Source organism: Microbacterium sp. SORGH_AS_0888 (assembly GCF_030818905.1).
Classification (GTDB): domain Bacteria; phylum Actinomycetota; class Actinomycetes; order Actinomycetales; family Microbacteriaceae; genus Microbacterium.
Genome location: NZ_JAUTAZ010000001.1, coordinates 3,351,394 through 3,374,607 on the forward strand (window position 1 = coordinate 3,351,394; position 23,214 = coordinate 3,374,607).

General features: G+C 64.4%; 26 protein-coding genes. 14 read left to right on the forward strand and 12 right to left on the reverse strand.

Annotated features, from left to right (window positions below; translation table 11 throughout):
* Nucleotides 1–23: 23 nt before the first annotated feature.
* Both QE381_RS16405 and QE381_RS16410 read left to right on the forward strand, forming a co-directional pair.
* Nucleotides 24–551, forward strand: a complete 528-nt coding sequence (locus tag QE381_RS16405; protein WP_307219896.1) for an RNA polymerase sigma factor — start codon at nt 24–26, stop codon at nt 549–551.
* Complete coding sequence (locus tag QE381_RS16410; RefSeq protein WP_307219898.1) at nt 548–1,132, forward strand: hypothetical protein; 585 nt, start codon at nt 548–550, stop codon at nt 1,130–1,132. The genes QE381_RS16405 and QE381_RS16410 overlap by 4 nt, the downstream gene beginning before the upstream one ends.
* Before the next feature lie 358 nt (nt 1,133–1,490).
* Here the strand turns inward: QE381_RS16410 and QE381_RS17990 are convergent, their stop codons facing one another.
* The 4 genes from QE381_RS17990 to QE381_RS16425 form a co-directional block, all read right to left on the reverse strand.
* On the reverse strand, nt 1,491–1,769 hold the full coding sequence (locus tag QE381_RS17990) for a hypothetical protein (protein WP_373426999.1): 279 nt from the start codon (nt 1,767–1,769) through the stop codon (nt 1,491–1,493).
* A 181-nt stretch (nt 1,770–1,950) separates the two neighbouring features.
* The gene (locus tag QE381_RS16415; protein ID WP_307219900.1) at nt 1,951–2,256 is read right to left on the reverse strand and encodes an antibiotic biosynthesis monooxygenase; all 306 of its coding nucleotides are present in this window, start codon (nt 2,254–2,256) and stop codon (nt 1,951–1,953) included.
* Between the two features lie 98 nt (nt 2,257–2,354).
* Complete coding sequence (locus tag QE381_RS16420) at nt 2,355–2,624, reverse strand: hypothetical protein (RefSeq protein WP_307219902.1); 270 nt, start codon at nt 2,622–2,624, stop codon at nt 2,355–2,357.
* Between the two features lie 315 nt (nt 2,625–2,939).
* Nucleotides 2,940–3,068 (reverse strand): hypothetical protein, encoded by a 129-nt coding sequence (locus tag QE381_RS16425; RefSeq protein WP_307219904.1) that lies wholly within the window; start codon nt 3,066–3,068, stop codon nt 2,940–2,942.
* A 571-nt stretch (nt 3,069–3,639) separates the two neighbouring features.
* On the opposite strand from QE381_RS16425, the gene QE381_RS16430 reads away from it, so the two are divergent.
* From QE381_RS16430 to QE381_RS16450, 5 genes are all read left to right on the forward strand, one after another.
* Nucleotides 3,640–5,655 carry a hypothetical protein gene (locus QE381_RS16430; RefSeq protein ID WP_307219905.1) on the forward strand — a complete coding sequence of 672 codons (2,016 nt, stop codon included), beginning with the start codon at nt 3,640–3,642 and terminating at the stop codon, nt 5,653–5,655.
* Complete coding sequence (locus QE381_RS16435) at nt 5,606–7,342, forward strand: hypothetical protein (RefSeq protein WP_307219908.1); 1,737 nt, start codon at nt 5,606–5,608, stop codon at nt 7,340–7,342. The genes QE381_RS16430 and QE381_RS16435 overlap by 50 nt, the downstream gene beginning before the upstream one ends.
* A gap of 9 nt (nt 7,343–7,351) precedes the next feature.
* Nucleotides 7,352–7,813 (forward strand): hypothetical protein, encoded by a 462-nt coding sequence (locus QE381_RS16440; RefSeq protein WP_307219910.1) that lies wholly within the window; start codon nt 7,352–7,354, stop codon nt 7,811–7,813.
* Nucleotides 7,814–8,607: 794 nt separating this feature from the next.
* Nucleotides 8,608–8,781 (forward strand): hypothetical protein, encoded by a 174-nt coding sequence (locus QE381_RS16445; protein ID WP_307219912.1) that lies wholly within the window; start codon nt 8,608–8,610, stop codon nt 8,779–8,781.
* A 15-nt stretch (nt 8,782–8,796) separates the two neighbouring features.
* Nucleotides 8,797–9,375 (forward strand): hypothetical protein, encoded by a 579-nt coding sequence (locus QE381_RS16450; protein WP_307219913.1) that lies wholly within the window; start codon nt 8,797–8,799, stop codon nt 9,373–9,375.
* On the opposite strand, the gene QE381_RS17995 is transcribed toward QE381_RS16450, so the two are convergent.
* The gene (locus tag QE381_RS17995; protein WP_373426961.1) at nt 9,341–9,583 is read right to left on the reverse strand and encodes a DUF3263 domain-containing protein; all 243 of its coding nucleotides are present in this window, start codon (nt 9,581–9,583) and stop codon (nt 9,341–9,343) included. The two genes, QE381_RS16450 and QE381_RS17995, sit on opposite strands and share 35 nt — an antisense overlap.
* A gap of 259 nt (nt 9,584–9,842) precedes the next feature.
* On the opposite strand from QE381_RS17995, the gene QE381_RS16455 reads away from it, so the two are divergent.
* Nucleotides 9,843–10,589, forward strand: a complete 747-nt coding sequence (locus tag QE381_RS16455; protein ID WP_307219914.1) for a hypothetical protein — start codon at nt 9,843–9,845, stop codon at nt 10,587–10,589.
* A 294-nt stretch (nt 10,590–10,883) separates the two neighbouring features.
* Nucleotides 10,884–11,759, forward strand: coding sequence for an SDR family oxidoreductase (locus QE381_RS16460; protein ID WP_307219915.1), 876 nt, complete (start codon nt 10,884–10,886; stop codon nt 11,757–11,759).
* A gap of 109 nt (nt 11,760–11,868) precedes the next feature.
* On the opposite strand, the gene QE381_RS16465 is transcribed toward QE381_RS16460, so the two are convergent.
* Nucleotides 11,869–12,231 (reverse strand): hypothetical protein, encoded by a 363-nt coding sequence (locus QE381_RS16465; RefSeq protein ID WP_307219917.1) that lies wholly within the window; start codon nt 12,229–12,231, stop codon nt 11,869–11,871.
* 19 nt (nt 12,232–12,250) lie between these two features.
* Between QE381_RS16465 and QE381_RS16470 the strand changes: the two genes are divergently transcribed.
* Nucleotides 12,251–13,699: a PLP-dependent aminotransferase family protein gene (locus QE381_RS16470; RefSeq protein WP_307219918.1), complete on the forward strand. Its 1,449-nt coding sequence runs from the start codon at nt 12,251–12,253 to the stop codon at nt 13,697–13,699.
* 30 nt (nt 13,700–13,729) lie between these two features.
* Here QE381_RS16470 and QE381_RS16475 read toward each other — a convergent pair whose 3' ends face one another.
* Nucleotides 13,730–14,470 carry a haloacid dehalogenase type II gene (locus tag QE381_RS16475; RefSeq protein ID WP_307219919.1) on the reverse strand — a complete coding sequence of 247 codons (741 nt, stop codon included), beginning with the start codon at nt 14,468–14,470 and terminating at the stop codon, nt 13,730–13,732.
* Between the two features lie 69 nt (nt 14,471–14,539).
* Here QE381_RS16475 and QE381_RS16480 point away from each other — a divergent pair, with 69 nt between their 5' ends.
* From QE381_RS16480 to QE381_RS16490, 3 genes are all read left to right on the forward strand, one after another.
* A complete protein-coding gene (locus tag QE381_RS16480) occupies nt 14,540–15,466 on the forward strand; it encodes a DMT family transporter (RefSeq protein WP_307219921.1) in 927 nt (308 codons plus the stop codon).
* An 87-nt stretch (nt 15,467–15,553) separates the two neighbouring features.
* On the forward strand, nt 15,554–16,504 hold the full coding sequence (rarD, locus tag QE381_RS16485; RefSeq protein ID WP_307219922.1) for an EamA family transporter RarD: 951 nt from the start codon (nt 15,554–15,556) through the stop codon (nt 16,502–16,504).
* Between the two features lie 303 nt (nt 16,505–16,807).
* A complete protein-coding gene (locus QE381_RS16490; RefSeq protein WP_307219923.1) occupies nt 16,808–18,025 on the forward strand; it encodes an ABC transporter substrate-binding protein in 1,218 nt (405 codons plus the stop codon).
* Nucleotides 18,026–18,222: 197 nt separating this feature from the next.
* On the opposite strand, the gene QE381_RS16495 is transcribed toward QE381_RS16490, so the two are convergent.
* The 5 genes from QE381_RS16495 to QE381_RS16515 form a co-directional block, all read right to left on the reverse strand.
* Nucleotides 18,223–19,008: an ABC transporter ATP-binding protein gene (locus QE381_RS16495; protein WP_307219925.1), complete on the reverse strand. Its 786-nt coding sequence runs from the start codon at nt 19,006–19,008 to the stop codon at nt 18,223–18,225.
* Nucleotides 19,005–20,009: an ABC transporter ATP-binding protein gene (locus tag QE381_RS16500; RefSeq protein WP_307219927.1), complete on the reverse strand. Its 1,005-nt coding sequence runs from the start codon at nt 20,007–20,009 to the stop codon at nt 19,005–19,007. Before QE381_RS16500 ends, QE381_RS16495 begins: the two co-directional genes overlap by 4 nt.
* A gap of 10 nt (nt 20,010–20,019) precedes the next feature.
* Nucleotides 20,020–21,015, reverse strand: coding sequence for a branched-chain amino acid ABC transporter permease (locus QE381_RS16505; RefSeq protein WP_307219928.1), 996 nt, complete (start codon nt 21,013–21,015; stop codon nt 20,020–20,022).
* An 11-nt stretch (nt 21,016–21,026) separates the two neighbouring features.
* The gene (locus tag QE381_RS16510; protein WP_307220576.1) at nt 21,027–22,316 is read right to left on the reverse strand and encodes a branched-chain amino acid ABC transporter permease; all 1,290 of its coding nucleotides are present in this window, start codon (nt 22,314–22,316) and stop codon (nt 21,027–21,029) included.
* 470 nt (nt 22,317–22,786) lie between these two features.
* Nucleotides 22,787–23,041: a hypothetical protein gene (locus tag QE381_RS16515; RefSeq protein WP_307219929.1), complete on the reverse strand. Its 255-nt coding sequence runs from the start codon at nt 23,039–23,041 to the stop codon at nt 22,787–22,789.
* On the opposite strand from QE381_RS16515, the gene QE381_RS16520 reads away from it, so the two are divergent.
* Nucleotides 23,034–23,213 carry a hypothetical protein gene (locus QE381_RS16520; RefSeq protein ID WP_307219930.1) on the forward strand — a complete coding sequence of 60 codons (180 nt, stop codon included), beginning with the start codon at nt 23,034–23,036 and terminating at the stop codon, nt 23,211–23,213. The genes QE381_RS16515 and QE381_RS16520 overlap by 8 nt on opposite strands.
* Nucleotide 23,214: the final 1 nt, after the last annotated feature.

The window sequence follows — 23,214 nt, forward strand, 5'->3', positions numbered from 1 at the left end:
CCTCGACCGGACATGATGAACGTGTGCAATCCCGCTCTCATCTCTACGAGACGCTCGTCCGCCTGCATGGCGACGCGGTCCTGCGGTTTCTGCGACGGCGTACCGACCCCCACACGGCCGAGGACGTGTTCTCGGAGACGATGCTCGTGCTGTGGCGACGCTTCGACGATGTTCCTCATGACGAGCCGCTGCCATGGCTTTACGTCACCGCGCGGAACTGTCTCCGCACCGCCGAACGGTCGATGCGACGCCAGGGGCGAGTTGTGGAAAAGATTACGACGGTCGATCCGCCGAAAGACACTGTCGATGCGGGCCTCGAGGAGGATCCTCGCGCAGACTGTCTCCGCAGCGCCTTGGCGCGCCTCTCACCGACGGACGCCGAGGTCCTTCGCCTATGGGCCTGGGAAGAACTTGGACCGACGGAGATCGCAACCGTGCTTGAGACCTCGGTCAACGCCGCCACAATCCGGCTCCACCGAGCTAAGAAGAAGCTTCGGCAGGAAATGGACGCGCCCCGCCGACTCGACGACAGGAAAGGAGGAAAGCGATGAACGACGACGACCTCAGAGCGTTGCTGCGCAAAGCAGACCCCAGTAATGGGCAGAAGCCCCTCGACGACGGACGTATCCGGCGCATCGTTGCCGCCGCTGAGCGCGATAGCCTCGACGGCCAAAGCGCACCCGCCCCTCGGCGTGGTCGTCGACTTTTCGCCGGCGTCTCGATCGGGGCAGTTGCAACGGCAGCCGCGGGTCTCGTCATCGCCGGCCTCGTCGCCACCCCCGCCATTCAGGCACCCGGCCCGGACGAAACCTCCGCGACTTGCGCGCCCGTGAGCGTCGACAGCCTCCGCGAGTTTGACACCGCATACGAAGCGACAGCGACCGCCATCAAAGGCGACAACGTGACCCTGCAGGTGACACAAATCTTCGCCGGATCCCCCTCGAAGACACTGACCGTCCCGCAACCAGGTGATCCCAGCACGGCGGAGGGCGGCGGCCTATTTGCCGTCGGTAAGACGTACCTCGTCGCATCGGCCGACGATTATGTCTCCGATTGCGACAGTGGGCTCGCGACGGACGACCTACGACAGCTGTATCTCGAAGCCTTCACCACGCCGACGAACGGCGGCTAGGACGTGTCTCCTAATCGGGTTTGTCCGTGCGGCAACGGGGGCGCGGTAGCCTGACCGGATGTCACTGCAGGAACTCTTCGGTCTGGACGGACGCACTGCGCTCGTCACGGGAGGGAGCTCGCACAATCCGAAAACCTGCCAGCCGATGACGTGCACGGCGCTCTGCGAACCATCTGGGCCGCTAGAACCTGACCCGGCCCACGCGACGCCGGAGGCCGTCACAAGCTGACTGAAACACCGCCACTCGAGGTGGAGATTCACAACTCTCGCCCGAAGGGGGTGCCGCGGGGCGTCGCGAAACCGATCGGTTTTGCACCATCCGTGAGGCCAGGCGACCTCAGTTCGACGATGCCGTGGGCTAGCAAAGGAGTCGCGCCACCGCGTCGACGATGACTTGGCGTCGTTCTGGTGATGTCTTGTCGGTCGATACGGCGTCAGGTGCGAGGTGCCACGTTTGGCACACCGCCAGCACGAGAGCGAGAAGGTCGCTGGGAGTGAAGCCGTGTGTGGGGTTCTCGGTCGCGGAGGCGGCGGAGAGGAGCGCGATCTTCTGCTGCCAGGATTCCGTTTCGCCGTGCGATCCGGCATGGGGTCGTTCGAGCTGGCGCCAGAGTCCGAGCTTGTATCCAAGGCGCAGCGGCGGCCAGTGACGGCGTGATGAGGTGAGCCCTAGCCAGCTCTTCCCTCGGGTGGGAGGTCGTCAGCGCGATTGGAAGTGATGTGATCGGCTTATCCGGCGTATTGGTGGTGATCGAGGTCGTGCACATGGCGCCACAAACCCGATGATGCGTCCCGTCACCACCTCGACGAACGCGTGATCAGGCTTTGATGGCGGCGGTCGTGTAATGGCGAAGAGACAGCGGCGTGGTCAGGAACTTCTCCTCGTTGGGAAACGTGACGGCTTCTGATCGCCAGTTCCTGCCGGCGTACTCGATAAGAGCTTCTTCATCCACCCAGGTGGAGACGTATTGCACACGACGGGGGTTCGCGTGATCGACGAGAACCTCATGCCTGACAAGACCTCGATAGCGCGCGGGGAAGGATGCGACGAGCGCGAGCAACAGGCCAAGGAACTCCTCCTCAGCGCCGGGGATCAGTTGCGCTTCGGACACCCGAACGATCATGACAAGACGCTAAGCGGCCGGGCAGCTCTCTCACCGGCGCGCGACTGCCAAAAGCCGTGCGATGAGTGCCTATGATGCTCGACGTGCGCCCCCCGCACTTAGCTCTCCTGGATGAGATAGCTCCGGCCCACGAGCCCGGTGATGACGAACGATCCACCGGCGCCCACTGCCAGAGCGAGGGGCAGGAGAAGAACTGCACTGCCGGTGGCGACGAGCCCGATGAGGGGAGTGACGGCGATCGCGAGGATGATCGTGCCGGCGATGGTGCCCGGGACGCGCAGGAGGCCATGTTCGCTCTCGCCGGCGTCCGTCAGGCGGTCCGCTGGGAGGTCACGTCGCCGACGATGCTCAGCGCCCTCACCGCTCATGGGCGTTGAGGATCTCGTCGGTCAGTTCGACGTCGCCGGTAATCCGCATCAGGCCACGACCTCGTCAGTGGAGGTATGCACCATGTCCCCTGTAACAGTCCAGAGCAACGCCACGCTGCCTCCTTGTGCCCTCTGGCTAGATCCTCCGGTGCCGCCCACCGATGACAAGTGTCCCGCAACCCGGCGACAGTGCGCGCTCCCACTCTGCCTGCGGCCCGTACTGTCCAATAGCGGACTCGGCTTGGGTGTGGGGAGTGATCCGGCTTCGCCGGGAGCCGCGCTCGCCGAAGGTGCGCGCTCTTTCCATTCCTGGGCTCACTTGCCGCTGCGACGTGGGGGAGTGATGCCGGCGGCCACGAGCGTTGCTCGCACCGTCTTGGGGTCTCGTCCTACCTGCTTGCCGACCTGGTTCATCGACAGTCCCTCGCTGAATAGCTCGAGCATCCGTGACCGTTCGCTCGGGCGCACTTCGGTTCGGAGCACCACACCAGCATCTGCGAGACGTGCAGAGACCGTGGTGTCGTGCACCCCGAACTGACGAGCAACTTCCTCGACCGTTGCGCCATCGCGATACGCCATGACCAAGCGTGCGGTTTCCTCAGCGTCCGCTCGCCGTGCTCGGCCTGGAACCCGCGCCTCGGGTCGAACGGCTCCGGCCATCGTCTTCGCTACCTCGCCCGTCCGCCATGCACGAAGTAGCGCAGCAACAGGGGTCGAATTAAGTGCAAGCACCTCTGTTAGGCGCACCAATAACGATTTTCATTATCATTAACAACACCTTGACCGGTGTTGTTTCGTGTCTAACCGGTACACGATTCGCGAAAGGGTCGGTCGGTCGGACGAATCGGTCACCCCTGTTGAAGGGTGTGAGTCTCGCCAGGGTCATTGCGCCGGTGCGGCATCTTCCACTTCATTCTGACGGGAGTGGCTTGTACCGGTACTGATGTGAGAAGCGCAACAGCTTGTGCTGCTTGTGCTTGACGTGTCGGTGCCTGCTGTCATAATCAGGCGCAGTATGAAAGAGCAGATTCTCTCGGCGCTGAGGTCGCTGACCAACTGGGTTGAAGGCTGGGGCGTCGGTCGGGATACTGAGGCCGAGTCGTTAGCCCTCGTCCCCCTGACTCCGAAGTTTGTGCCTGCTCACCACGGTGTCTATCTAGATCTAATCGAGGCTGCTCTCGCTGATGCGAGCGACCCGGTGCGCAACATTGCGTTGACCGGAAGTTACGGAGTCGGCAAGAGCAGCATCCTCGAGGAGTTGGCGCGTGAGCATCGGCGCACGTCGCTCTCAATCTCTCTATCGAGTGTGGGTCCAGCCACCGAAGCTGAGGCATCAACAAATCCGAAGGCGTCGCCGGCCGCGTCCACAAAGACGAACCGGATTCAGAAGGAGATCGTCAAGCAGCTTCTCTACAGCCAGGATCCGACGTCCATGCCGGGCTCGGGATATCGACGCGTAAGCCGCTTTCGTTGGTGGAAGTCCCTTCCGAGCTCTTTTCTCTTTGCGCTGCCGGTCACTATCGCGTTTCTTCTACTGGGCTGGAGCGAAACGATTGCAGCAGCGGTCGGCATGCCGCTCGATCAGAATCTGTGGATACATCCACTCGTCTTCGTCGCTGCAGGACTCGCCATTTGGTTCTTCCGAGCCGCCCTACACAACCGAATCTATGTGGAGAAGCTAACCGCGGGCGCGGCCACCATATCCCTTTCTCCAGCGTCCGCCACCTACTTTGATGAGTACCTCGACGAGATTGTTTACTTCTTTGAGGCCAACCAGTGTGACCTGCTGATTTTCGAGGACATCGATCGTTTTGATGACGCGCACATCTTCGAGACCCTTCGCTCACTCAATGCAATCTTGAACAAGGCTGAGCAGTTGCGGGGTCGGAACATTCGATTCGTGTACGCCATCAAGGACAGCATTTTTGAACGCCTTGGCCAGCCGACGGACGCAACCGCGGCGGCTCAGAGCGTGCCAGCCGACCTCGCACAGGAAGAGCTCGCACGCTCGAATCGGACGAAGTTCTTCGACCTAGTAGTCCCAGTCGTCCCATTTGTGACCCACCGGAGCGCGCGGGATCTCTTTGATGAGACATTGAAGGACGTGGAGCACACTGTGTCTCCGAAGCTCGTCGACCTAGCGGCGCGACACCTCGCGGACATGCGGCTGATCAAGAATGTCCGCAACGAGTTCGTGGTCTTCAAGCGCATGATCATTGATCCGAAGGAGAGTATCGATCTCAAGCAGACGAAGCTGTTTGCGATGATGCTCTACAAGAGCAGCCATCTCGCTGACTTCGAACTCGTCAAGCTCGGAACCAGCAAACTTGACCAGCTTTACCGGGTTGGGCGGGAACTGGTGAACACCAACATCCAACGACTGAACGGTGAGATCGCGGCACATCGGTCGGCGCTTCGGCGAGTTCGTGGTGTGCGGGGAAGAGGTGGGGCATTGGGAGCGATCCTTACAAGCCGCATCGATGTGATGATTGCGCTCCTTGGAGCGACTCCCACCCAGTACGCCATAGCGGGAGCAACGGTGACGAGGGACAGTCTCGGGACCGACCAGTTCTGGGAACAGCTCGTAGGCGGTCAATCGCTCCAGGTGACTTACGCGAGGCCTGGTTATTCGCCGTCTACGATCCAGATCGGGCGCGCTGAGGCCGCAGTGATAGTCGGCGATGCGCTTGAGTCTGAAGCATGGGCCACGAGTGAGCGTCAACGGTTGCAAAGTGCTATTGGCATCGCGACAGAGGAGCGATCGTTTCTCGCACACGCAGATATGGCTGATCTGGGCCGGGCGCGACGACTTCACCATCACTTTCGACGGCGAGGAGCGCACCTTCCTGCAGGTCGCCCAGCTCTTGTTGCCGTCCGAGCTAGCGATTCAGCTCATCCGTGCCGGATATATCGATCGCAACTTCACGCTGTACAGCTCTACATTCCATGCGAACCGTGTGAGTCTAAACGCCACCAACTTCGTGTTGAAGAACATCGAGCCCAACATCATCGACATGGCATTCCCACTTGAGCCGGCAGATGTCGAAGCTATCATTCGCGACGCTGGGGAGGAAGTGCTGACTGAACGTTCCGCTTATAACGTGACGCTTGTGAACTATCTGATAGCCGAGAGGCCGAAGCTGGTTGAGTTCGTTGTTACGCAATTATTGAGGCATGGACCCGATGAGATCGCTTTCCTGAACTCTTACATTGAGTCGGGAGCTAACTCGGTTGAGCTCATTAGGCGGCTTGCCTCGAGGGCAGCTTGGATATTCGAGTTTCTCATTGTGGACGGCGCGATGGATGACGATCGACGCCTAAAACTCGTCAACGCGGCGCTTGCAAATGCTAGCTCGGACCTGAGCTATCGACTCGACGAGAGCATTCGAGATTACCTAGTGGCGTCGTACGCCGCGATGCCGAGCCTGGCCGATACGTCGATCTCGGAATCGCAGGCGAAGACCATCGCCACGATCATTAGTCTCAGCGGAGCAATCCTGCCTAAACTCGACGGCTTGAGTCGCAACATCATCGAGGCTCTGATCCAGTTGGACGCTTACGTTCTTTCTAGAGAGAATATCCTCACCGCGGTCGGAGACCCGGCGCACAGCTTGACGCTCAACGCGATTGCGAAAAGTAGCCGCGAGGTGTATGAGAGGGCGCTTCAGGAGCTGCCCGACTATCTGGGGGTTCTTAAGCCAGATGAGTCGCCGATCGACGATGCTGAGGTGTTCGGAGAGATCCTTAATGATGCAGTCGAGATCGATGAGAGGTTCCCAGCCCAGATCGTCCAGCGGGTTGCGGATGGCTTTATTCTCGAAAGTTTGATCGGAGTGACGACTCTAGCTTGGCCTGAGCTGGCACGCTCGGGCCATCTGGCGCCAACGTTCGGCAACGTGCGCGCGTTCATCGATTCCATCGGTCTCACCGCATCGCTCGCAGCAATGCTGACCGCTCATGAGTCGATCAAGACAGATGTGACCGATGACGAAGCGGCCAAGCTTGAAGTGGCGCTCACGCTACTCGCCGGCGTTGATGTTCTTCCCTCGGCAAAGCTACGCGCCGACCTTGTCCGCAGTCTGCGTCTAGAGAACTATGTCGCTGCCGCATCAATACCCGTGGAGAAGGGCGAGTTGGTCGGGTGGCTCATTGACGCGGATGTCATATCGGATGATGCAACAGCCTTCACGGCGATCGCAGCTGGCGACAAAGAGGGACGCATCTTTGCTATCAGTAAGTCCAGTGATTTCGCGAAGTTCATGGACGCGGCGCTGGTTCCGCCGCTGGAGGTTGGTCAGATTATGCAGTCGCCGCTAACACCTAGGGAGATTAAAGCTGCCATTATCGACCGGTTCGATGAATTCACTGTTGGCAGTGGTGGACGGAACCTTGGGCCCATCGCTCGCGAGGCACTGACTCTTGGCAAGATCCTCACCATCGATCAAACTATCCGTCTGGCTACTCAGGGGGTTCTCAAAGAGACCGTCATTGCAACAATGCAACCTCACCTCTCTGTTTTGAGTGAACCGCAGATAGCCGATATTCTCAGCCCTCTGGGTGGAAATTACGCCCAACTCACCGCGCGCAACGGCCGCCATCCACGGATACCTAACACGCCCGAGCATCAGGCAATCGTCGATCGACTGATTGCGCTTGGAGTCGCCAAGACCAGTTCGGTTGTCGGGTCGGATATCAAAGTCAATATGAAAAAGGGGTGACAAGCTGGCTTGGCGCGTGTTGATGACCACAATCATCTCGGCCGTCGCGACCTTCTCGTCGCTTGCTGGAACCATGTTCCCGTAGCGATTGGCCTCCTCTCGCCGAAGGCGCGATGGGAACTCCATCGCTTCTATGCTCCGAGCCGTGACCTGACCGACGACGAGTTCCTCGCTCACATGAAGCAGGTTCTTGCCTCCGAGCCCTCGCTGGCTCAGCGGGTAGGGAAGCACTATCGTCTCATCTTCACGGTCTACAAGCGCTATGCGGATCAGGTCGGCAAGACCAACTTCTCGGCCATCGAGGCTGGTATCCGTCGGGACTACGCCCGGAAGAACTGGGACCCGTCCGAGAAGCGACGCATCATGATCATGCCGCTCGTCAATCCAGACATCGACTACGAGAAACTCGCCCGCGCCTTGCTCGAACAGGCAGACAGGGAACGGCGTGGCGAATTCCGCGATGCTGCCTAGTTCATTCCGTTTCGGCCCGGGGAGTGATGCCGGCGGCCACGAGTGCTGCTCGCACCGTCTTTGGGTCTCGTCCCACATGCCTACCGACCTGGTTCATCGATAGACCTTCTCTGAATAGTTCGAGCATCCGTGACCGTTCGCTTGGGAGCACTTCGGTTCTGAGCACCACGCCGGCATCTGCGAGACGTGCAGACACGGTAGTCTTGTGCATCCCGAACTGACGAGCAACTTCCTCGACTGTCGCACCAGCACGGTACGCCGTGACCAAGTGTGCGGTTTCCTCGGCGCTCGCTCTCCGTGCTCGCCCCGGAACCTGCGCCTCGGGTCGAACGGCTCGAGCTAACGCCTTGGCCACCTCGCCCGTGTGCCATGCACGAAGTAGCGCAGCAACAGGGGCCGAATTAAGTGCAAGCACCTCTGTTAGGCGCACCAGAAATGCTGGGATCGCGGATCGCGAAGCCCGGCAGGCCCTCTCTAATCCATCGCTTTCAACGGATGGTGTGACCGCGTCATCCTCAACCTCAACGGGGGATGGACACGAACGGTAAGCGTGTAGGTGCGATCTCGGGTGCGGTGGTCAGATCGCCCCCGCCTCCGAGCCCGCTCCCCTCGCGCCGGAACTCGTGCGGTGTCCCGCCGGGTCCTCGGCGAACTCGAGCGACGGGGTGAACGACACGTCGTGCTTCCCGAACATCTGCTTCTCGGTCGCGGTCCCGAACCCGGATCACCCGGAGTGCGACGTCGCGTTCCGGCCGTGACCGCTATGGTCTTCCTCACATTCCGAGGGGGAGATCATGAACGTCGTAGTCATCGTGCTTCTCGCGATCGTGCTGGTGGTCGTGAACTGGGTCGTCATGTACGTCGTGATCCGCGGCGCAGTGCAGAGCGCGCTCATCCAGGACCGGCAGTTCCAACGACGTGTCGAGCGGGAACGCGCGAAGCAACGCGCTGAGCACGAGGCGCAGTAGGAAGCCGACGCAGGCATGGAGCTCGCGCGCCGAGGCGTCCTGTGGCCGTACGACTATGACACGCGAGAGGTCCTCGACCTTGCGTGGCTCGACCTCGGCACGGCGAAGCCCGTCACAGCGGACGAAGACGAGCTGATCGAAGTGGCGCGGCGCGTGGCCGATCCCAGCTCGTTGCTGTACGCCCCAGGAGTTCGCTCCGAAGCGCGTACCGAGTATCACCGCCGGATCGCGATTGCGCGCTTCGGCCGAAACTTCCTGCACCAGCCACCCGAGGTGCTGGGCGCTGGAGACGTCCGAGGCGTGTTCTACCTCGAGTGGGCCATGCACATCGACCAGATGAAGCGTGAGGGACGACTCAAAGTCGCGCTGGCTCTCGCGCTGGAGACGGCCATGGCGGCGGACGCGGTTGCGAAGATCTGGGGCGGAGATCGCGGCGCCTCGGGTTGGTATCTCAAAGCGGCGTTGATCCTGCGGAAACTTCGAGACCTCGACGGGGAGCTCGCGCTTCTCCAACAGGGTGTGCAGAGGTACCCGGAATCGGCGCGGCTCGCGGATCAGCTCAATCGCGCGCTCGTGAAACGAGGTGCGCCGTGATCGCGTCGAACGCCTGCCCCTCGCGCGACGATGCAGCGCGCAGCAGAAGCACGTAGTAGCGAGCCGGGGTTACGGCGAGCTGGCGGCGGATCAGTTCCTCCTTCGCCGGAGTGGGGTGAGCGCTCTCGAACGCGAGCAACGGTCGCTGTTGCTGTCCCGAACGGAGACCGCAGCGGCCCATAAGAAATGCAACTGACCAGGTCAGCATGACGGCGTTTAGCAACGCGTCCTAAGGGTCGTTCTCCTCCTGTGGGGCTCTTTGCCCTCTGCTTTTGGGGCGGCGGACACGAGTCCGAAGAGGTCCTGGAGTTCGCTTTCGGCTGGTTCGTCTTCCTAGATCAGGATGAGCTTGAAGAACGCCTGGGTGTACGTCCGTCGCAGTGCGTCGGCGCTCGCCAGCAACGCGATGACGCTCGCAGCGAGCGCACTGGACGTTCGCCAGACACTCCCGGTGCCGGCGAGGGGTCATGGAACTTGTGATGTTGGGGCGAATGTGGCTGCTTGGTGGTTGGGCCGAGCGGTCTCGTGGGCGGATCTACACGTCTACGACGAGAGAGGGCGGCGAACATCGCGTTGTTGCCCGGCTGGGCAGCGTGAGAGGAGTTGAAGAGGTGAGTCTGCGGGTTGATGCGGGGGTGTCGGGTGCGGGCGGGACGTTCGTGCCGGCGCATGTGGGGTCGGTGTTCGCGAGTGCGGGGTATTGCGGGCGCTCGTTCGACGAGGGTTTGCTCAGGTTTCATGACTCCGAGTCCGCGCCGACGTTCCGTGATCATGTACGTGAGGCGTTCCCCGAGCTGGTGAGCGTGGACGCGGATGTTGTGGCGTTCGATTGGCAGGGGCGTCAGATCGTTGCCACGAACCAGGGGGATGGGGCTGACCCGGTGCTGGTGGTTGCGGACATCGGTCGTGGCGAGGTGGGGGAGTTCGGGAAGCTGAGCGAGTTCACGGGCATCCTGCGTCATGACGACATGGTGTCGCAGGTGTTCGCGGAGTCGTTCTTCCGTGAGTGGAAGAACGCGGTGGGGGCGCCGGACGCCGGGTTGTCGTTCACGGACAGTGTCGGGTTCAGCGTCCCGCTGTATCTGGGCGGTGAGTACACGGTGGGCAATCTTGAGCTGACCGATACGGACATGCTGTGGGGGATCGGGTCGCAGATCTGGGCGCAAGTGCGTGATGTCCCACCCGGAACCCCGATACGCCTCAACCTCGGCTGAACGAACTCTCATCAGGCTCGCTGGCCCGAGCAGGATCCTGGCGATCTCGCCTCGGCTGCAGGTCTGACAAGGGTCGTGGCCGAAGGAGAACGTGCGCGAGCGACCCACGCCGGCGCCACCGTCGGATTCTCCGACCTTCCGGGCGCGAACGATCGTCAGCCTTTTCGTCGTCCACGCTGCGTGGATATGCTCGCTGGCATGCAATGCATCTGAGCCTGCTTCCCGCATTCACTTCTCACCGAGCGCGATCGGCGTGAACGCCGCATCACCGCTCATGCTCGAAGGCTCACGATCATGCACAGTTCTGCGCTCCCTCTGCTCGGAAAGACCGCTCTCGTCACGGGCGTCTCACGGCGCCGCGGCATCGGATACGCGGTGGCTCGGAGACTTGCCACGCTCGGCGCGAGCATCTTCTTTCACCACTATCGGCCGCACGACCTCGACCTGCCCTGGGGCGGCGACGACCTCGACGCGATCCGCGCTGGCATACGGGATGTCCTCCATCCGTCTGCGCTCAGCGGGGACCTGAGCGCTGACCTGACAGATGCCAACAGGGTCGCAGCGCTCATCGACTCCGCTGTCGGGCTCACCGGCAGCCTCGACATCCTCGTCTGCAACCATGCGAAGAGCGGCGACGACGGCGGGATCCTCGACATGACGCCCGACCGGTTGGACGCATTCTGGCGCACCAACGCTCAATCCACGCTCTTGCTCACGGCCGAGTTCGCCAAGCGGAAGACCGATGTCGGGACAAGAGCGCAGCGACGCCCCGGGGAACGCGCTCACCGCGACGGACCTTTCGTCGAGCCGGTGGGCCGAGTGTTCTGGATGACCTCAGGTCAACTGCACGGTCCCCTGCGAGGCGAAGTCGCTTACGCGGCGAGCAAGGCCGCGCTCGCGGGAGTCACCACCACCGTCGCCGCCGAGCTCCTCGACCTGGGCATCGTGCTCAACACCATCAATCCCGGCCCCGTCAACACCGGTTACATGGATCCCGACACCGCCGACCGCCCGCTCGACGCACTCAAGGACCTTCTCGCGACGACGCCGTTCGGGCGATACGGACGACCCGAGGATCCGGCGGAACTCATCGGGTGGCTCAGCACCGACAGCGGGGCCTGGATCGTGGGGCAGGTCATCACTTCCGACGGCGGACTCAGTATCAACTGACCTTCTCCACCGCTCGGACGGGCGCGATTCGACGACATCGCGCCCGTCCGAGCCCGCGTTGCGACCTCAGCGCCTGCGAGGCCAACAGTCGACGATCCGCAGACGTTCCCTAGGCGGCCGGAGCGCTCGACGCGAGGTCGTCGGGCACGGCCGTCTCCCGGGGTGAAGAGACCGTGGCCACGACAGGCGCCAGCGTCGGCACCGCAACCAGGTCGCCGAGGCGTCGCGCACCGAGGGTGGGGTCGCCGGCGGCCCGGGTCGCGATCGCGCGCACGAGGGCGACGGGGGAGCTGGGCGCGACGGCGGCGGCGGGCGCGCCGAGTGCGCGGTCCACGGCCTCGAGGACGACGGTCAGCTTCGTGTCGTGGCAACGGACGTCATCGGCAGCGATCCAGTCGAGCAGGTCGGCGATGGTCCAATTTGGTGTGAGTGGATCGAGGAAGAGCCTCTCGGATGATGTGGTTCGGGTCATTGGACCAGAATCAATGACTATGACCTCTTCCGACAGAGCCACTTCCGCGCTGGTGGACCAGCGAACGGCTGTCGTTTCGGCCGAACGGCTCGCAGCCCGCCTGGGCAAGTGGGCGACGACCGACGCGACGCTTTCCACGAGTCTCGCCGAAGCCATCGCCCGCCTCGTGCACGAGGGAGAGCTGCGGGGCGGTGATCGCCTCCCCTCGGAGAGGACGCTCGCAGCGACCGTCTCGGTCTCGCGGGGCACGGTGGTCAGCGCCTACGCACGGCTCCAGGAAGACGGCATCCTCGACCGCCGTCAGGGCAGCGGCACCCGCATCGCAGGCGCCGCGCCGTCGGCCGCGCGTCGATCCGCCGGACGGGGCGAGGCGTTGTACGCCACTCTTCCTTCGAGCATCGATCTGCTGCGAGCGGTCCCCGCGATGTCGCCGCGCGCGATGGAGATCGTGCGACGGCATCGACCCACGCTCGACGCGGGCACGGACGACGCCGACCCCGCTGGTCTTCCCGCCCTGCGTGCGCTCATGGCGCAGACCATGACGGATGACGGAACACCCACGACCGCGATGCAGATCCTGGTCACGAACGGTGCGCAGCAGGCACTGAGCCTGCTCGTCGACGAGCTGGTCTCCTCCGGCGACACCGTCCTCACCGAAGAGGTCGCCTGGCCCGGGCTCACGGATGCTGTGCGTCGACGCGGCGGACGAGTCCACGGCATCCGGCTCACGCCGGACGGGATCGACGTCGACGAGCTCGCCGCAGCGATCGTGGTGCGCAGACCGGTGCTCATCGCCCTCAACCCGCACAATCAGAACCCGACCGGAATCCACACGCACCCCGCTGTCCGTCAGCGCATCGCCGACCTGGCGGCGGAGCACGGGATCACCGTCGTCGAGGACCGGGTGCTCGCGTCGGTGTCGTTCGACGGCGTCACTCCGCCCTCGCTCGCCGCGCTCCGGCCCGATGCCCCCATCGTGGTCGTCGAGTCGCTGTCGAAATGGGCATGGGCGGGCTTGCGCGTGGGCTGGGTGCGTGCCGACCCCGTGCTCATCCGACGACTCCGCGGCATCCGTCAGAGCACGGACCTGTCGACGAGTGTGCCCTCGCAGCTCCTCGCCCTCGACTTCCTGGTGGACGCGCCCGCCCTCCGGCGGGACACCGCCGTCCCGCACCGCGAGGCGGCCGTCTTCGTCGGCTCCCTCGTCGCACGACACCTGCCGGACTGGCGGTTCCGTCCGCCTCGCGGCGGGCTGTGTCTGTGGGCGCAGCTTCCTGCCGGGTCCGCTGCCGCGTTCGCGCGTCAGGCCGCCAGCTTCGGCGTGCTGGTGGCCGGTTCGGGCGAGTTCGCCTCCGACGTCGACACGGACGACCACATCCGCATCCCGATCACCTCTGGCGCCGCGCTCATCGAGGACGGTGTGCAGCGCCTGGGCGAAGCCTGGCGAGCCTTCGGCGACCGTCTCTGACCGGACCCGATCCGGACGGGATGTCGTGGATCAGACGGTCTCGACCTGCGCGTCGAACGCGTCGTCGACAGCGTCCGCGAACGCGGCCATCGACGGGAACTCGATGTCGGGGGCCACCTCGGTGCGCGGGTCCGGGGTAGCGCCCCAGCCCGGCTGAGCGTGCCGGCGGTTGATCCATGCCGTGCTCAGTCCTGACGCTTTGGCCGGAACGTGGTCGTGGAAGAGCGATTGCGCCACGTGCAGCAGCTTGCCGGTCGCCCCGATCTCCGCCACGCGTGCGGCCAGAGCGCGGAAGTTGGCCGGATCGGGCTTGTAGGAACCGATGTCTTCGGCGGTGAGGATCTCATCGAAGGCGACCTCGAGGCGGGCGTTGCTTCCCGCGAAGCTCTTGCGGTCGACGTTCGACAGGATGATGAGCGTGTAGTGCTTCTTCAGGCGGGCCAGCGCCTCTGCCGAATCCGGAAACGCCGGCCAGTCGGGGACGGAGGTGCCGAGAGCGTCTGCATCTGCGTCGGTCACGGTGAACCCGAGCTCCCCGCCCGTCCGTCGGAAGGCCTCACGCAACACGTCCGGATAGAGCGCGGTCGGCATCTCGGCCTCGACGGCGGCCTCGTTCTCCGCGTATGCGACGAGCACGGCCTCGTCGCTGATGGATGGGTCGTTCCTGCGGGCCCACGGGCCGAGGACCGCGGCGATGCCCGCTTCCCAGTCGATGAGCGTGCCATAGCAGTCGAAGCTCAGCGCGGTGTACTCCGTGAGGTCCACGGCCATGGGATCTCCTCTCAGACGTCGATCATGACAATTATCGCGATGTCGGAGTCACCCCCTATCGTCTGACTCGTGGCGTCCCCTTCCTCTCCGTCCTCCGTGTCGATCGCCGTGCAGTTCACCCTCACCGGCGTGGTCTGGGGTTCGAGCTTCCTCTTCATCGCCATCGCCCTCACCGGCATGACCCCCGCACAGGTCGCGGGCGGGCGCCTCCTGTTCGGGGCCATCGCCCTGGGAGCGATCGTGGCGATCCGTCGCGAGCGCCTCCCGCGCAGCCGCCGAGTGTGGGCGCACCTGTGCGTGCTCGCGCTGACCTTCTGCGTCACGCCGTTCCTGCTCTTCGCCTGGGCCGAGCAGCATGTGTCTTCGGGGCTCGCGAGCATCTTCAACGCGACCACGCCGATCATGACGGCGGTGATGGCGTGGGCCGTCTTCCGCGTCGAACGCCTTCGGCCCGGCCAGCTCGTCGGCATCGCGGTGGGCATCGTCGGCGTCATCGTCATCATCGCTCCCGGAGCGGTGGCCGAGGCCGCCAGCAGCACGGTCGCCCAGCTCGCCCTGCTGGGTGCGACCGCCTGCTACGGCTTCAGCCTCGCGTACATGCGACGCTTCCTGGCCGGCACGGGCCTATCGGGCATCGCCTTCGCCTTCGGATACATCGCTCCTGCGGCGCTCTTCATGCTGCTGCTGTCCCCCTTCGTTCTCGTCGTGCCGATGCATCTGACCGTGCCGGTCGTGCTGAGCATCGTGACCCTGGGTGTCCTGGGCACCGGCGTGGCTTACGTCTGGAACCAGAACACCTTGAGCGCCTGGGGGCCCACGCGAGCCTCGACCGTCACCTACATCACCCCGGTCGTCGGAGTCGTGCTCGGCGTTCTGGTGCTCGGCGAGCGGATCTCATGGAATGAACCCGTCGGAGCCGCGGTGGTGTTCGTGGGCATCTTGCTGGTACAGCAGAGGCTGCGGCTGCGCAGGCGCGTACGTGCGGGCGACGAGTGAGCGCGGAAGCGAGGTCACGGTGAAAGTCGAACGGGCGTCCGGGTGCCGGCTTTCGCGCCGCTCCGCTCTTCGGAGGAGGGAGCGATCGTGGTGAAGGTCGGCTCGTCGCACCAGCATGCGGTCGGCGGTCTCCTTTCCTTCCTGGCCTATCTGCTGTGGGGCTTCTTCCCGCTCTACTTCCTGTTGCTGTCGCCGACGGGACCGTGGGAGGTGGTCGGCTGGCGGATCGTGTTCTCCCTCGTGTTCTGCGCGGTGCTCCTCGCGATCGTCCGCGGTTACCCGCGCGTGCGCGCAGTCCTGCGGACGCCGCGTCTGGCTGGCCTGACCGCGCTCGCGGGCGCCCTCATCTACGTCAACTGGCAGGTGTACCTCGTCGCGACCCTCACGGGCCATCTCATCGAGGCAAGCCTCGGTTACTTCATCAACCCGCTCGTGACCGTGCTGCTCGGTGTCATCGTGCTGCGAGAGCGACTGCGCATCCTGCAGTGGCTCACGATCGGGCTCGCAGCCGTCGCCGTCGTCGTGCTCATCGTCGGCTACGGAACGGTCCCGTGGATCTCCTTCGCTCTCGCTTTCTCATTCGGCATGTACGGTCTCGTGAAGAAGCAGATCGGCCCGCGGGTCGACGCGCTCAGCGGGCTCGCTCTCGAGTCGATGTGGCTGACGCCGGTGGCGGTGGTCCAGCTCGCCGTCGTCGCCGCGACGAGCGGGCTCACTCTCACCACGGCAGGTCCTGCGCACGCATCGCTGGTCGCGGCCGCCGGCATCGTGACAGCGGTGCCGCTTCTGCTTTTCGCAGAGGGCGCGCGACGTGCCCCCCTGAGCCTCATCGGACTTCTGCAGTTCGCCACGCCGATCCTGCAGTTCATCACCGGTGCGTGGATTCTCGGCGAGCCGATGCCGCTCGAACGGTGGATCGGTTTCGGCATCATCTGGCTCGCGCTCGTCATGCTCAGCGTGGATTCGATTGTTTCGGCGTGGCGAAGGCCTGTGCGGTCCGATGCGGTTGACACGGCGCCGGAGGCGGGGGAGAGATAAAGCGCCTTCTCGAGCGCCGAAAAAACCTTCTGATAGGAATCTTTCGATCTTTTTGATAACGATTGGGCCGCATGTCATCATCGCGATCTGAGCGAAACATTCTGGTGACAGCTTTCTCGTACGTTCATCCCAGATCATGCGATCGATCTGTATCGACGTGATCATCACCGAGAAAGGAAGAGCTACACATGATGCTTCATCGTAAGAAAGCGATCATTGCTGCCGTTGCACTGGCCAGTGCGGCGTCGCTCACGCTCGCGGGATGTTCAAGTTCGGGTGGTTCGTCGTCCGCTCCATCGTCGAGTGCGTCCGCGCACAACGATCCTGCAGCCGCATGCGCGCCGGGTACCCCCAGCACGGGTCCGCTCGCCCTCGCAACGATCCTTCCCCAGACGGGTTCGCTCGCGTACCTCAACCCCGCCCGCGGAAGCGGGGTACGGCCTTGCCGTCAAGGACATCGACGCCGCAGGGGGTGTGCTCGGACAGCCGATCAAGGTCGGCCCGATCACGGACTCCGGCGCTTCCTCCGACCTGTCGGTATCGACGGGTTCCGCTGCGCAGATCTCATCGTCCGACGCGCAGGTCGTGCTCGGTGCGGAATCGTCGAGCGTCACCCTGAACTTCGTCGACTCGATCGTCTCGAAGTGCAAGGTGCAGATCTCGCCGGCCAATACGGCGACCAAGCTCTCCGGCTACTCCAGCTACTACTTCCGCACCGCCCCGCCGGACACGGTGCAGGGATCGGCGCTCGGCAACCTGGTCGTCGGTGACGGCGTGCAGAAGGTGGCGTTCCTCGTCTTCAACGACGCCTACGGCACGGGCCTGCGTGATGTCATCGAGAGCACGGTCGAGAAGGCCGGCGGCGAGGTCGTCTACGGCGCCGAGGGCAAGGGGCAGGAGTTCGCGCCCGGTCAGAAGACGTTCTCCTCGGAGGTCTCGGCAGCATTGGCAGCCAAGCCCGATGCGATCGTGATCCTCGCGTTCGACGAGACCAAGCAGATCGTCCCGGAGCTGAAAGCGCAGGGCTTCGACCTGTCGAAGACCTACTACGTCGACGGCAACACCGCCGACTACAGCGCGGACTTCGCTGCGGGGACTCTCGAGGGCGCGCAGGGGACGATCCCCGGCGCCCAGCCTGATGCGACCTTCAAGCAGCAGCTCACGGACTTCTACAAGTCCTCGGCGAACGCCGACCTGAAGGACTTCTCGTACGCGCCCGAGTCGTACGACGCCATCGTCCTCACCGCGCTCGCGGCGGAGAAGGGCAAGGGAACGGATGGCCCGACCATTCAGGCCAACCTGGCCGCCGTCTCGGGTGCGACGAACGGCGAGAAGTGCTCGGACTACGCCTCGTGCCTCGCGCTGATCAAGGAAGGCAAGGAGATCACGTACGCCGGCAAGGCGGGTATCGGTGCGTTCAACTCGGACAACGACCCGTCGAGCGCCTACATCGGCATCTACAAGTTCGACGCGAACAACGTTCCGCAGTTCCAGAAGTCGATCCAGGGCTCGACCAACTGAGTCCTCGAAGGACTCCGGAGGGGGTCGGATGCTTCGGCATCCGACCCCCTCTCTGTGCGGGGCCGCGCGACTGCTCAACACGCCTCGACCTCCCGCATCCGCCACAACCGACGTGCACCGTCGTCATCGGCCTCCCGTGCGCACGCACGACGCACCGTGGCGCCTCCTCATGGGCGCATCGTGCCGCTGCCGCGGGCTTACGCGTCGTGCGCTGAATCGACCTCGCTGGCGAGTGTGCCGAGGTAGAGCTCGACGACTTTCGGGTCCTTCGCGAGCTCGCGACCGGTTCCCTCGTAGGCGTTGCGTCCCTGGTCGAGCACGTAGCCGCGGTCGCAGATCTGCAGGCATCGGCGAGCGTTCTGCTCGACCATGATGATGGTCACCCCGGTCTTGTTGATCTCACGGGTGCGGATGAAGGTCTCGTCTTGGCGCACCGGCGAGAGTCCGGCGCTCGGCTCGTCGAGCAGCAGCACCTGCGGGCTCATCATGAGGGCTCTCGCCATGGCGACCGACTGCCGTTCGCCGCCCGAGAGCGACCCCGCACGCTGTTTCCGGCGTTCCCCGAGCACCGGGAAGAGCTCCCAGATCTCCGCGACGCGCGCCGCGAAGGCCTTCGGCCGAAGGAACATGCCCATCTGCATGTTCTCCTCGATCGTCAGCGAGGGGAAGACGTTGTTGGTCTGGGGGACGAAGCCGATCCCCGCCTGCACGAGCTGGTTGGCGCGGTTGTTGGTGATGTCCGCGCCCTGAAGCGTGACGGAGCCCGACCGGACCGTGACGAGTCCGAAGAGCGCCTTGAGCAGCGTGGACTTGCCCGCACCGTTCGGTCCGATGATCCCGACGAGCTCGCCCGGGTACGCCTCGAGCGTGCAGCCGTTGAGGATGTTGACGCCGGGGAGATAGCCGGCGACCAGGTCGTCGGCCTTCAGGACGGGGGTGCGGGTCTCCGTCTCCGGGGCGGAGGCGGCGGATGGCGCGCTCATCTGGACTCCTCGTCGCTCTCGTGGGCTTCGGCCTCTGCCTCTGCCTCGATCTGCGTGATCAGACCCGTCGTCACGGCTTCGTCGTCGCCGAGATCGGTGTCGTGGTAGGCGCCGAGATAGGCGTCGATGACCGCCGGGTTCTTCATGACCCGCTCCGGGCCGCCCTCGGCGACCACCTCGCCCTGCGCCATCACGACGACCCAGTCGGAGATGTGCCGGACCATGTGCATGTCGTGTTCGACGAACAGCACCGTCGTGCCGTCTTCGCGCAGCGCTTGGATGTGTTCGAGCAGGCTCTGCGTCAGCGCCGGATTGACGCCTGCCATCGGCTCGTCGAGCATCACCATCTTCGGGTCGCTCATCAGAGCCCGAGCCATCTCGAGGAGCTTCTTCTGACCCCCGGAGAGACTTCCGGCCATGTCGTCGCGCTTCGTGTCGAGCTTGAAACGCGTGAGCAGCTCCTGTGCCTTCTCACGGTTGGCCCGCTCGGCCTTGGCCCAGAGCGGCTTGATCAGCCCGATCGCGAGGTTGTCACCCGGATTGCCCTTCGCGCCGATGAGCATGTTCTCCAGAACGGTCATCCGCGAGAGCGCCTTGGTCAGCTGGAACGTGCGCACCATCCCCGCCCGCGCGACGCGTGAGGCGACGGTGTTGGCGAGTGTGCGTCCGTCGAACGACCACCTCGCCGCCTCGGCCGCTGGCGGGCCGCCGAGGAGACGTTTGGCCGAAGAGGGCTTGTCGAACCCCGTGATGAGATTGAAGAAGGTGGTCTTGCCGGCGCCGTTGGGGCCGATGAGGGCGGTGATCGCTCCCCGCTGGACTTCCAGGTGCTCGACGTTCACGGCGGTCATGCCGCCGAAGCGGCGCACGATGTTGTCGACGACGAGGATCGGGTCGGGCTTGGGCGAACCCGCCGTCTCCTCGACGCCGGCGAGCGTCGTGCGGATCGCCGCGGTCGCGGGACCCGGTGCGTGATGCGTCTCCGATGATGAGGGCGCCATGGTCGACTCGTCAGGCATTGAAGCTCAACTCCTTCTTGTTGCCGAGGACGCCCTGTGGTCGGAAGATCACCAGCAGCATGAGAGCGACGCCGATCAGGACCCACGAGACCCACTGAGTCTGCTGGGTGTTGAGCACCGAGCTCGGCACCACCTCGGTGAGGATCTGCACGATGGCGATCCGGACGATGAAGAAGATGATCGTCCCGAGCAGCGGCCCGAAGATCGTCGCCGCGCCGCCGAGCAGCATGATCGTCCACAGATTGAAGGTCAGCGGCCGGCCGAATCCATCCGGCTGCACGGATGCCGGCAGCACGACCAGCATGCCGGCGATGCCGCCGAGGACGCCGCCGATGATCAGCGCCTGCATCTTGTAGGAGTACGAGCTCTTCCCGAGGCTCCTCACGGCGTCCTCGTCCTCGCGGATTCCCTTGAGGATGCGGCCCCAGGGGCTGCGCATCGCGAGCCAGGTGAACAGCAACGCGATGGCGACGATGCTCCACGACACCAGGCGAGTCCACCAGTCGTTGCCCGATCCGGGGTCGGTGTTGGGGTAGTCGAACCACAGGATCTGAGTCGAGCCCGGCGGCAGGAACGAGAGATCCGTGAACGGACCGCGGTACTCGGGGCCGACGAGCCCCGTCGATCCTCCGGTGACGTCGACGAGGGCCGCGAGGCGACCGACCATCCGGATGATCTCCGCGGCGCAGATCGTCACGATCGCGAGGTAGTCGCCACGAAGACGCAGCGTGGGCACGCCGAGGATGAACGCGAACACGACGCATGCGATCAGCGCCACGAGGACGCCGAGCCAGAACCCGCCGCCGTGGATGACGGTGATGGCGAACCCGTACGCCCCCAGGAGCATGAAGCCCGACTGCCCCATGTTCATCAGGCCGGTGTACCCGAAGTGGATGTTCAGCCCGATCGCGGCGATCACGTAGGCCGCCGTCGCCGGTGCGATCGCCGTTTCGGTGAGCTGCTGGAGCAGCGAAACCCAGAAATCCATGTTCTCGCTCCTTAACCGATCCGCTCGCGACGGCCGAAGATTCCCTGCGGTCGGAACAGCAGGATGACGATGAGCAGCGTGAGCGCGGTCGCGTACTTCAGGTCTCCCGGCAGCCAGATGTTGGTCAGCTCGACGATGAGCCCGATCACCATGGCGCCGGCGAAGGCTCCGAACGCGGTCCCGAGCCCGCCCAAGGTCACCGCCGCGAAGAGCAGGAGGAGCAGCTGGCCGCCCGTCTCCCATCCGACGCCGTTGAGCACGAGACCGAGGAGCACGCCCGCGAGCCCCGCGAGGCCGGAGGCCAGGATCCACACGCCTCGGATCACCTTGTCGACGTCGATACCGGATGCCGAGGCGAGCGCCGGATTGTCGGAGACGGCTCGCGTCGCGCGACCGAAGCGCGTGTACATCAAGCCCAGCCCGACGCCCGCGATCGCGACGATCGCGATCCCCATCGCGACATAGGACTGGATGGTCAACGTGACGCCCCACAGGGTCACTGTGTCCGGGTTCGCACGGTCGATGCGCACCGTTCCCGCGCCGATCCAGAGCTGCACGACGTACTGCAGGGCGATCGAGAGGCCGATCGAGACGATCATCATCTGGGTCAGGCTCAGCCGGCGGCGGCGCAGCGGGCGCCAGATCCCGAGATCCTGCACCCAGCCCAGTGCCGCCATGGCTATCACCGCGAGGATGCCACCGACCCAGAGATTGCCGACCACGGATGTGAAGAACCACGCGATCACACCGCCCAGTGTGACCAACTCGCCGTGGGCGAAGTTGCTCAGCCCGGTCGTGCCGAAGATGAGCGAGAGGCCGAGGGACGCGAGGGCGAGAAGCAGGCCGAGGCGGATACCCTGCACGGCTTGCTGCCAGAAGCGTTGCCAGTCGAACCCGCCGGCCGTGCTGTCGGAGCCGTTCGGACTGTCGCTCAGCCGGAAGATCGCCGAGACGTCCGAGTGCAGGCTCACGGTGACGGTGCGCGTGGACTCGCCGTCGATGAACTGTCCTGACGGCAGCGTCGACGTGTCGAGCGTGACGGTGTACTCGCCGTCCTCCGTGACGGCGAAGCTCCAGTGGCCGGAGTCGTCGGTCTTCGTCTCGGTCTCCGTCGCACCCGGCCCGGCGATCGTCAGCCCGATGCCGACGGCGGGCTTGTCGTCGCTCTGCCGGATGGTTCCCTGCACGCACGCTGTCGCGGCGTCGGCGCTGCACGCCGGAGAGGTCGCTGCAAAGGCGGGGGCGCCGGGAAGGAGCAGCAGCGCGGCCAGCACGGAACTCAGGAGTGCCGCAAGGGCCAGAAGGGGAGGACGTCGTATTCGCGACTTCCGTGTGAACAACGGCGTAGAACTCACTTGCCCTCCAGATATGGCCACGGAACCGGCGTGGTCCGAGACCTTCGCAGCCCGAGACGAGGGATCGCATCAACGTTGAGGAAAAGCTACGAGCGGAATGTGTCATGGGTGTTTCCGTTCCGGAACCATCGACGACAGAGTTCTTATGCCTCGGATTCAACGGGAAATGAAAGAAAACGCCCGTTCGGCTGTTCTCTTTTCTCGCTGGAATCGGGCAGTCGGATATCGACGAGAGCACGCGCTTATCTCGCGGTCGATGCATGTATTCCGGGTCGGCTATCGGCGACGCTCTCGTATGCGAGCCCCGGGATGAATGACGTCGGCGTCGTGCTCGCGGCGGGTGAAGAACGAGGATGTCGGGAGCCCCGCTGCGGCGATGGGCGCCGTCGTGGGGCTCCCGACATCCCGTCGGGTGCTCAGTGCGCAGGCGGAATCGTGAAGCTGCGCAGCCGGTCTCCCGCCGCGACGAAGATGCCGGTGGACTGCCCGTCGAACACTCGGCTCCGCCAGTCGAACCGGACCGTCGTGGTGGCGCCCTCCGTCGTGGCCGAGAGGATCGTCGTCTGTGCGCCGGCGCCGATGGCGTCGGATCCCGCCCGCTGGCGCACGCGATCGGCGCCCCGGGTCTCCCTCCGGGCCATCTGCGCGGCCGTCGGCGTGAAGATGCCCACCCTCTATCACTTCTTCGGCGGCAAGCAGGGGCTCATCGAGGCGGTCATCGAGCGAGGCTTCGACCTCTATCTCGGCCGGAAGGAGCGCGCCGAGGAGACCGCGCTCTTCGCGGCGTGGGCGCGACGGCTCGCAAGCCATACGTCTGGTGACGGAGGTGCGCAGCGCCGGTGAC

What these genes read in the sequence shown, in the direction of transcription:
- QE381_RS16520 (WP_307219930.1), top strand. Translation starts at nt 23,034, where the DNA reads ATGCCCACCCTCTATCACTTCTTCGGCGGCAAGCAGGGGCTCATCGAG.
- QE381_RS16415 (WP_307219900.1), bottom strand. Translation starts at nt 2,256, where the DNA reads ATGATCGTTCGGGTGTCCGAAGCGCAACTGATCCCCGGCGCTGAGGAG.
- QE381_RS16410 (WP_307219898.1), top strand. Translation starts at nt 548, where the DNA reads ATGAACGACGACGACCTCAGAGCGTTGCTGCGCAAAGCAGACCCCAGT.
- QE381_RS16430 (WP_307219905.1), top strand. Translation starts at nt 3,640, where the DNA reads ATGAAAGAGCAGATTCTCTCGGCGCTGAGGTCGCTGACCAACTGGGTT.
- QE381_RS16455 (WP_307219914.1), top strand. Translation starts at nt 9,843, where the DNA reads ATGGAACTTGTGATGTTGGGGCGAATGTGGCTGCTTGGTGGTTGGGCC.
- QE381_RS16460 (WP_307219915.1), top strand. Translation starts at nt 10,884, where the DNA reads ATGCACAGTTCTGCGCTCCCTCTGCTCGGAAAGACCGCTCTCGTCACG.
- QE381_RS16445 (WP_307219912.1), top strand. Translation starts at nt 8,608, where the DNA reads ATGAACGTCGTAGTCATCGTGCTTCTCGCGATCGTGCTGGTGGTCGTG.
- QE381_RS16470 (WP_307219918.1), top strand. Translation starts at nt 12,251, where the DNA reads ATGACCTCTTCCGACAGAGCCACTTCCGCGCTGGTGGACCAGCGAACG.
- QE381_RS17995 (WP_373426961.1), bottom strand. Translation starts at nt 9,583, where the DNA reads ATGCTGACCTGGTCAGTTGCATTTCTTATGGGCCGCTGCGGTCTCCGT.
- QE381_RS16420 (WP_307219902.1), bottom strand. Translation starts at nt 2,624, where the DNA reads ATGAGCGGTGAGGGCGCTGAGCATCGTCGGCGACGTGACCTCCCAGCG.
- QE381_RS16425 (WP_307219904.1), bottom strand. Translation starts at nt 3,068, where the DNA reads ATGCTCGAGCTATTCAGCGAGGGACTGTCGATGAACCAGGTCGGCAAG.
- QE381_RS16500 (WP_307219927.1), bottom strand. Translation starts at nt 20,009, where the DNA reads ATGGCGCCCTCATCATCGGAGACGCATCACGCACCGGGTCCCGCGACC.
- QE381_RS16450 (WP_307219913.1), top strand. Translation starts at nt 8,797, where the DNA reads ATGGAGCTCGCGCGCCGAGGCGTCCTGTGGCCGTACGACTATGACACG.
- QE381_RS16495 (WP_307219925.1), bottom strand. Translation starts at nt 19,008, where the DNA reads ATGAGCGCGCCATCCGCCGCCTCCGCCCCGGAGACGGAGACCCGCACC.
- QE381_RS16465 (WP_307219917.1), bottom strand. Translation starts at nt 12,231, where the DNA reads ATGACCCGAACCACATCATCCGAGAGGCTCTTCCTCGATCCACTCACA.
- QE381_RS16475 (WP_307219919.1), bottom strand. Translation starts at nt 14,470, where the DNA reads ATGGCCGTGGACCTCACGGAGTACACCGCGCTGAGCTTCGACTGCTAT.
- QE381_RS16505 (WP_307219928.1), bottom strand. Translation starts at nt 21,015, where the DNA reads ATGGATTTCTGGGTTTCGCTGCTCCAGCAGCTCACCGAAACGGCGATC.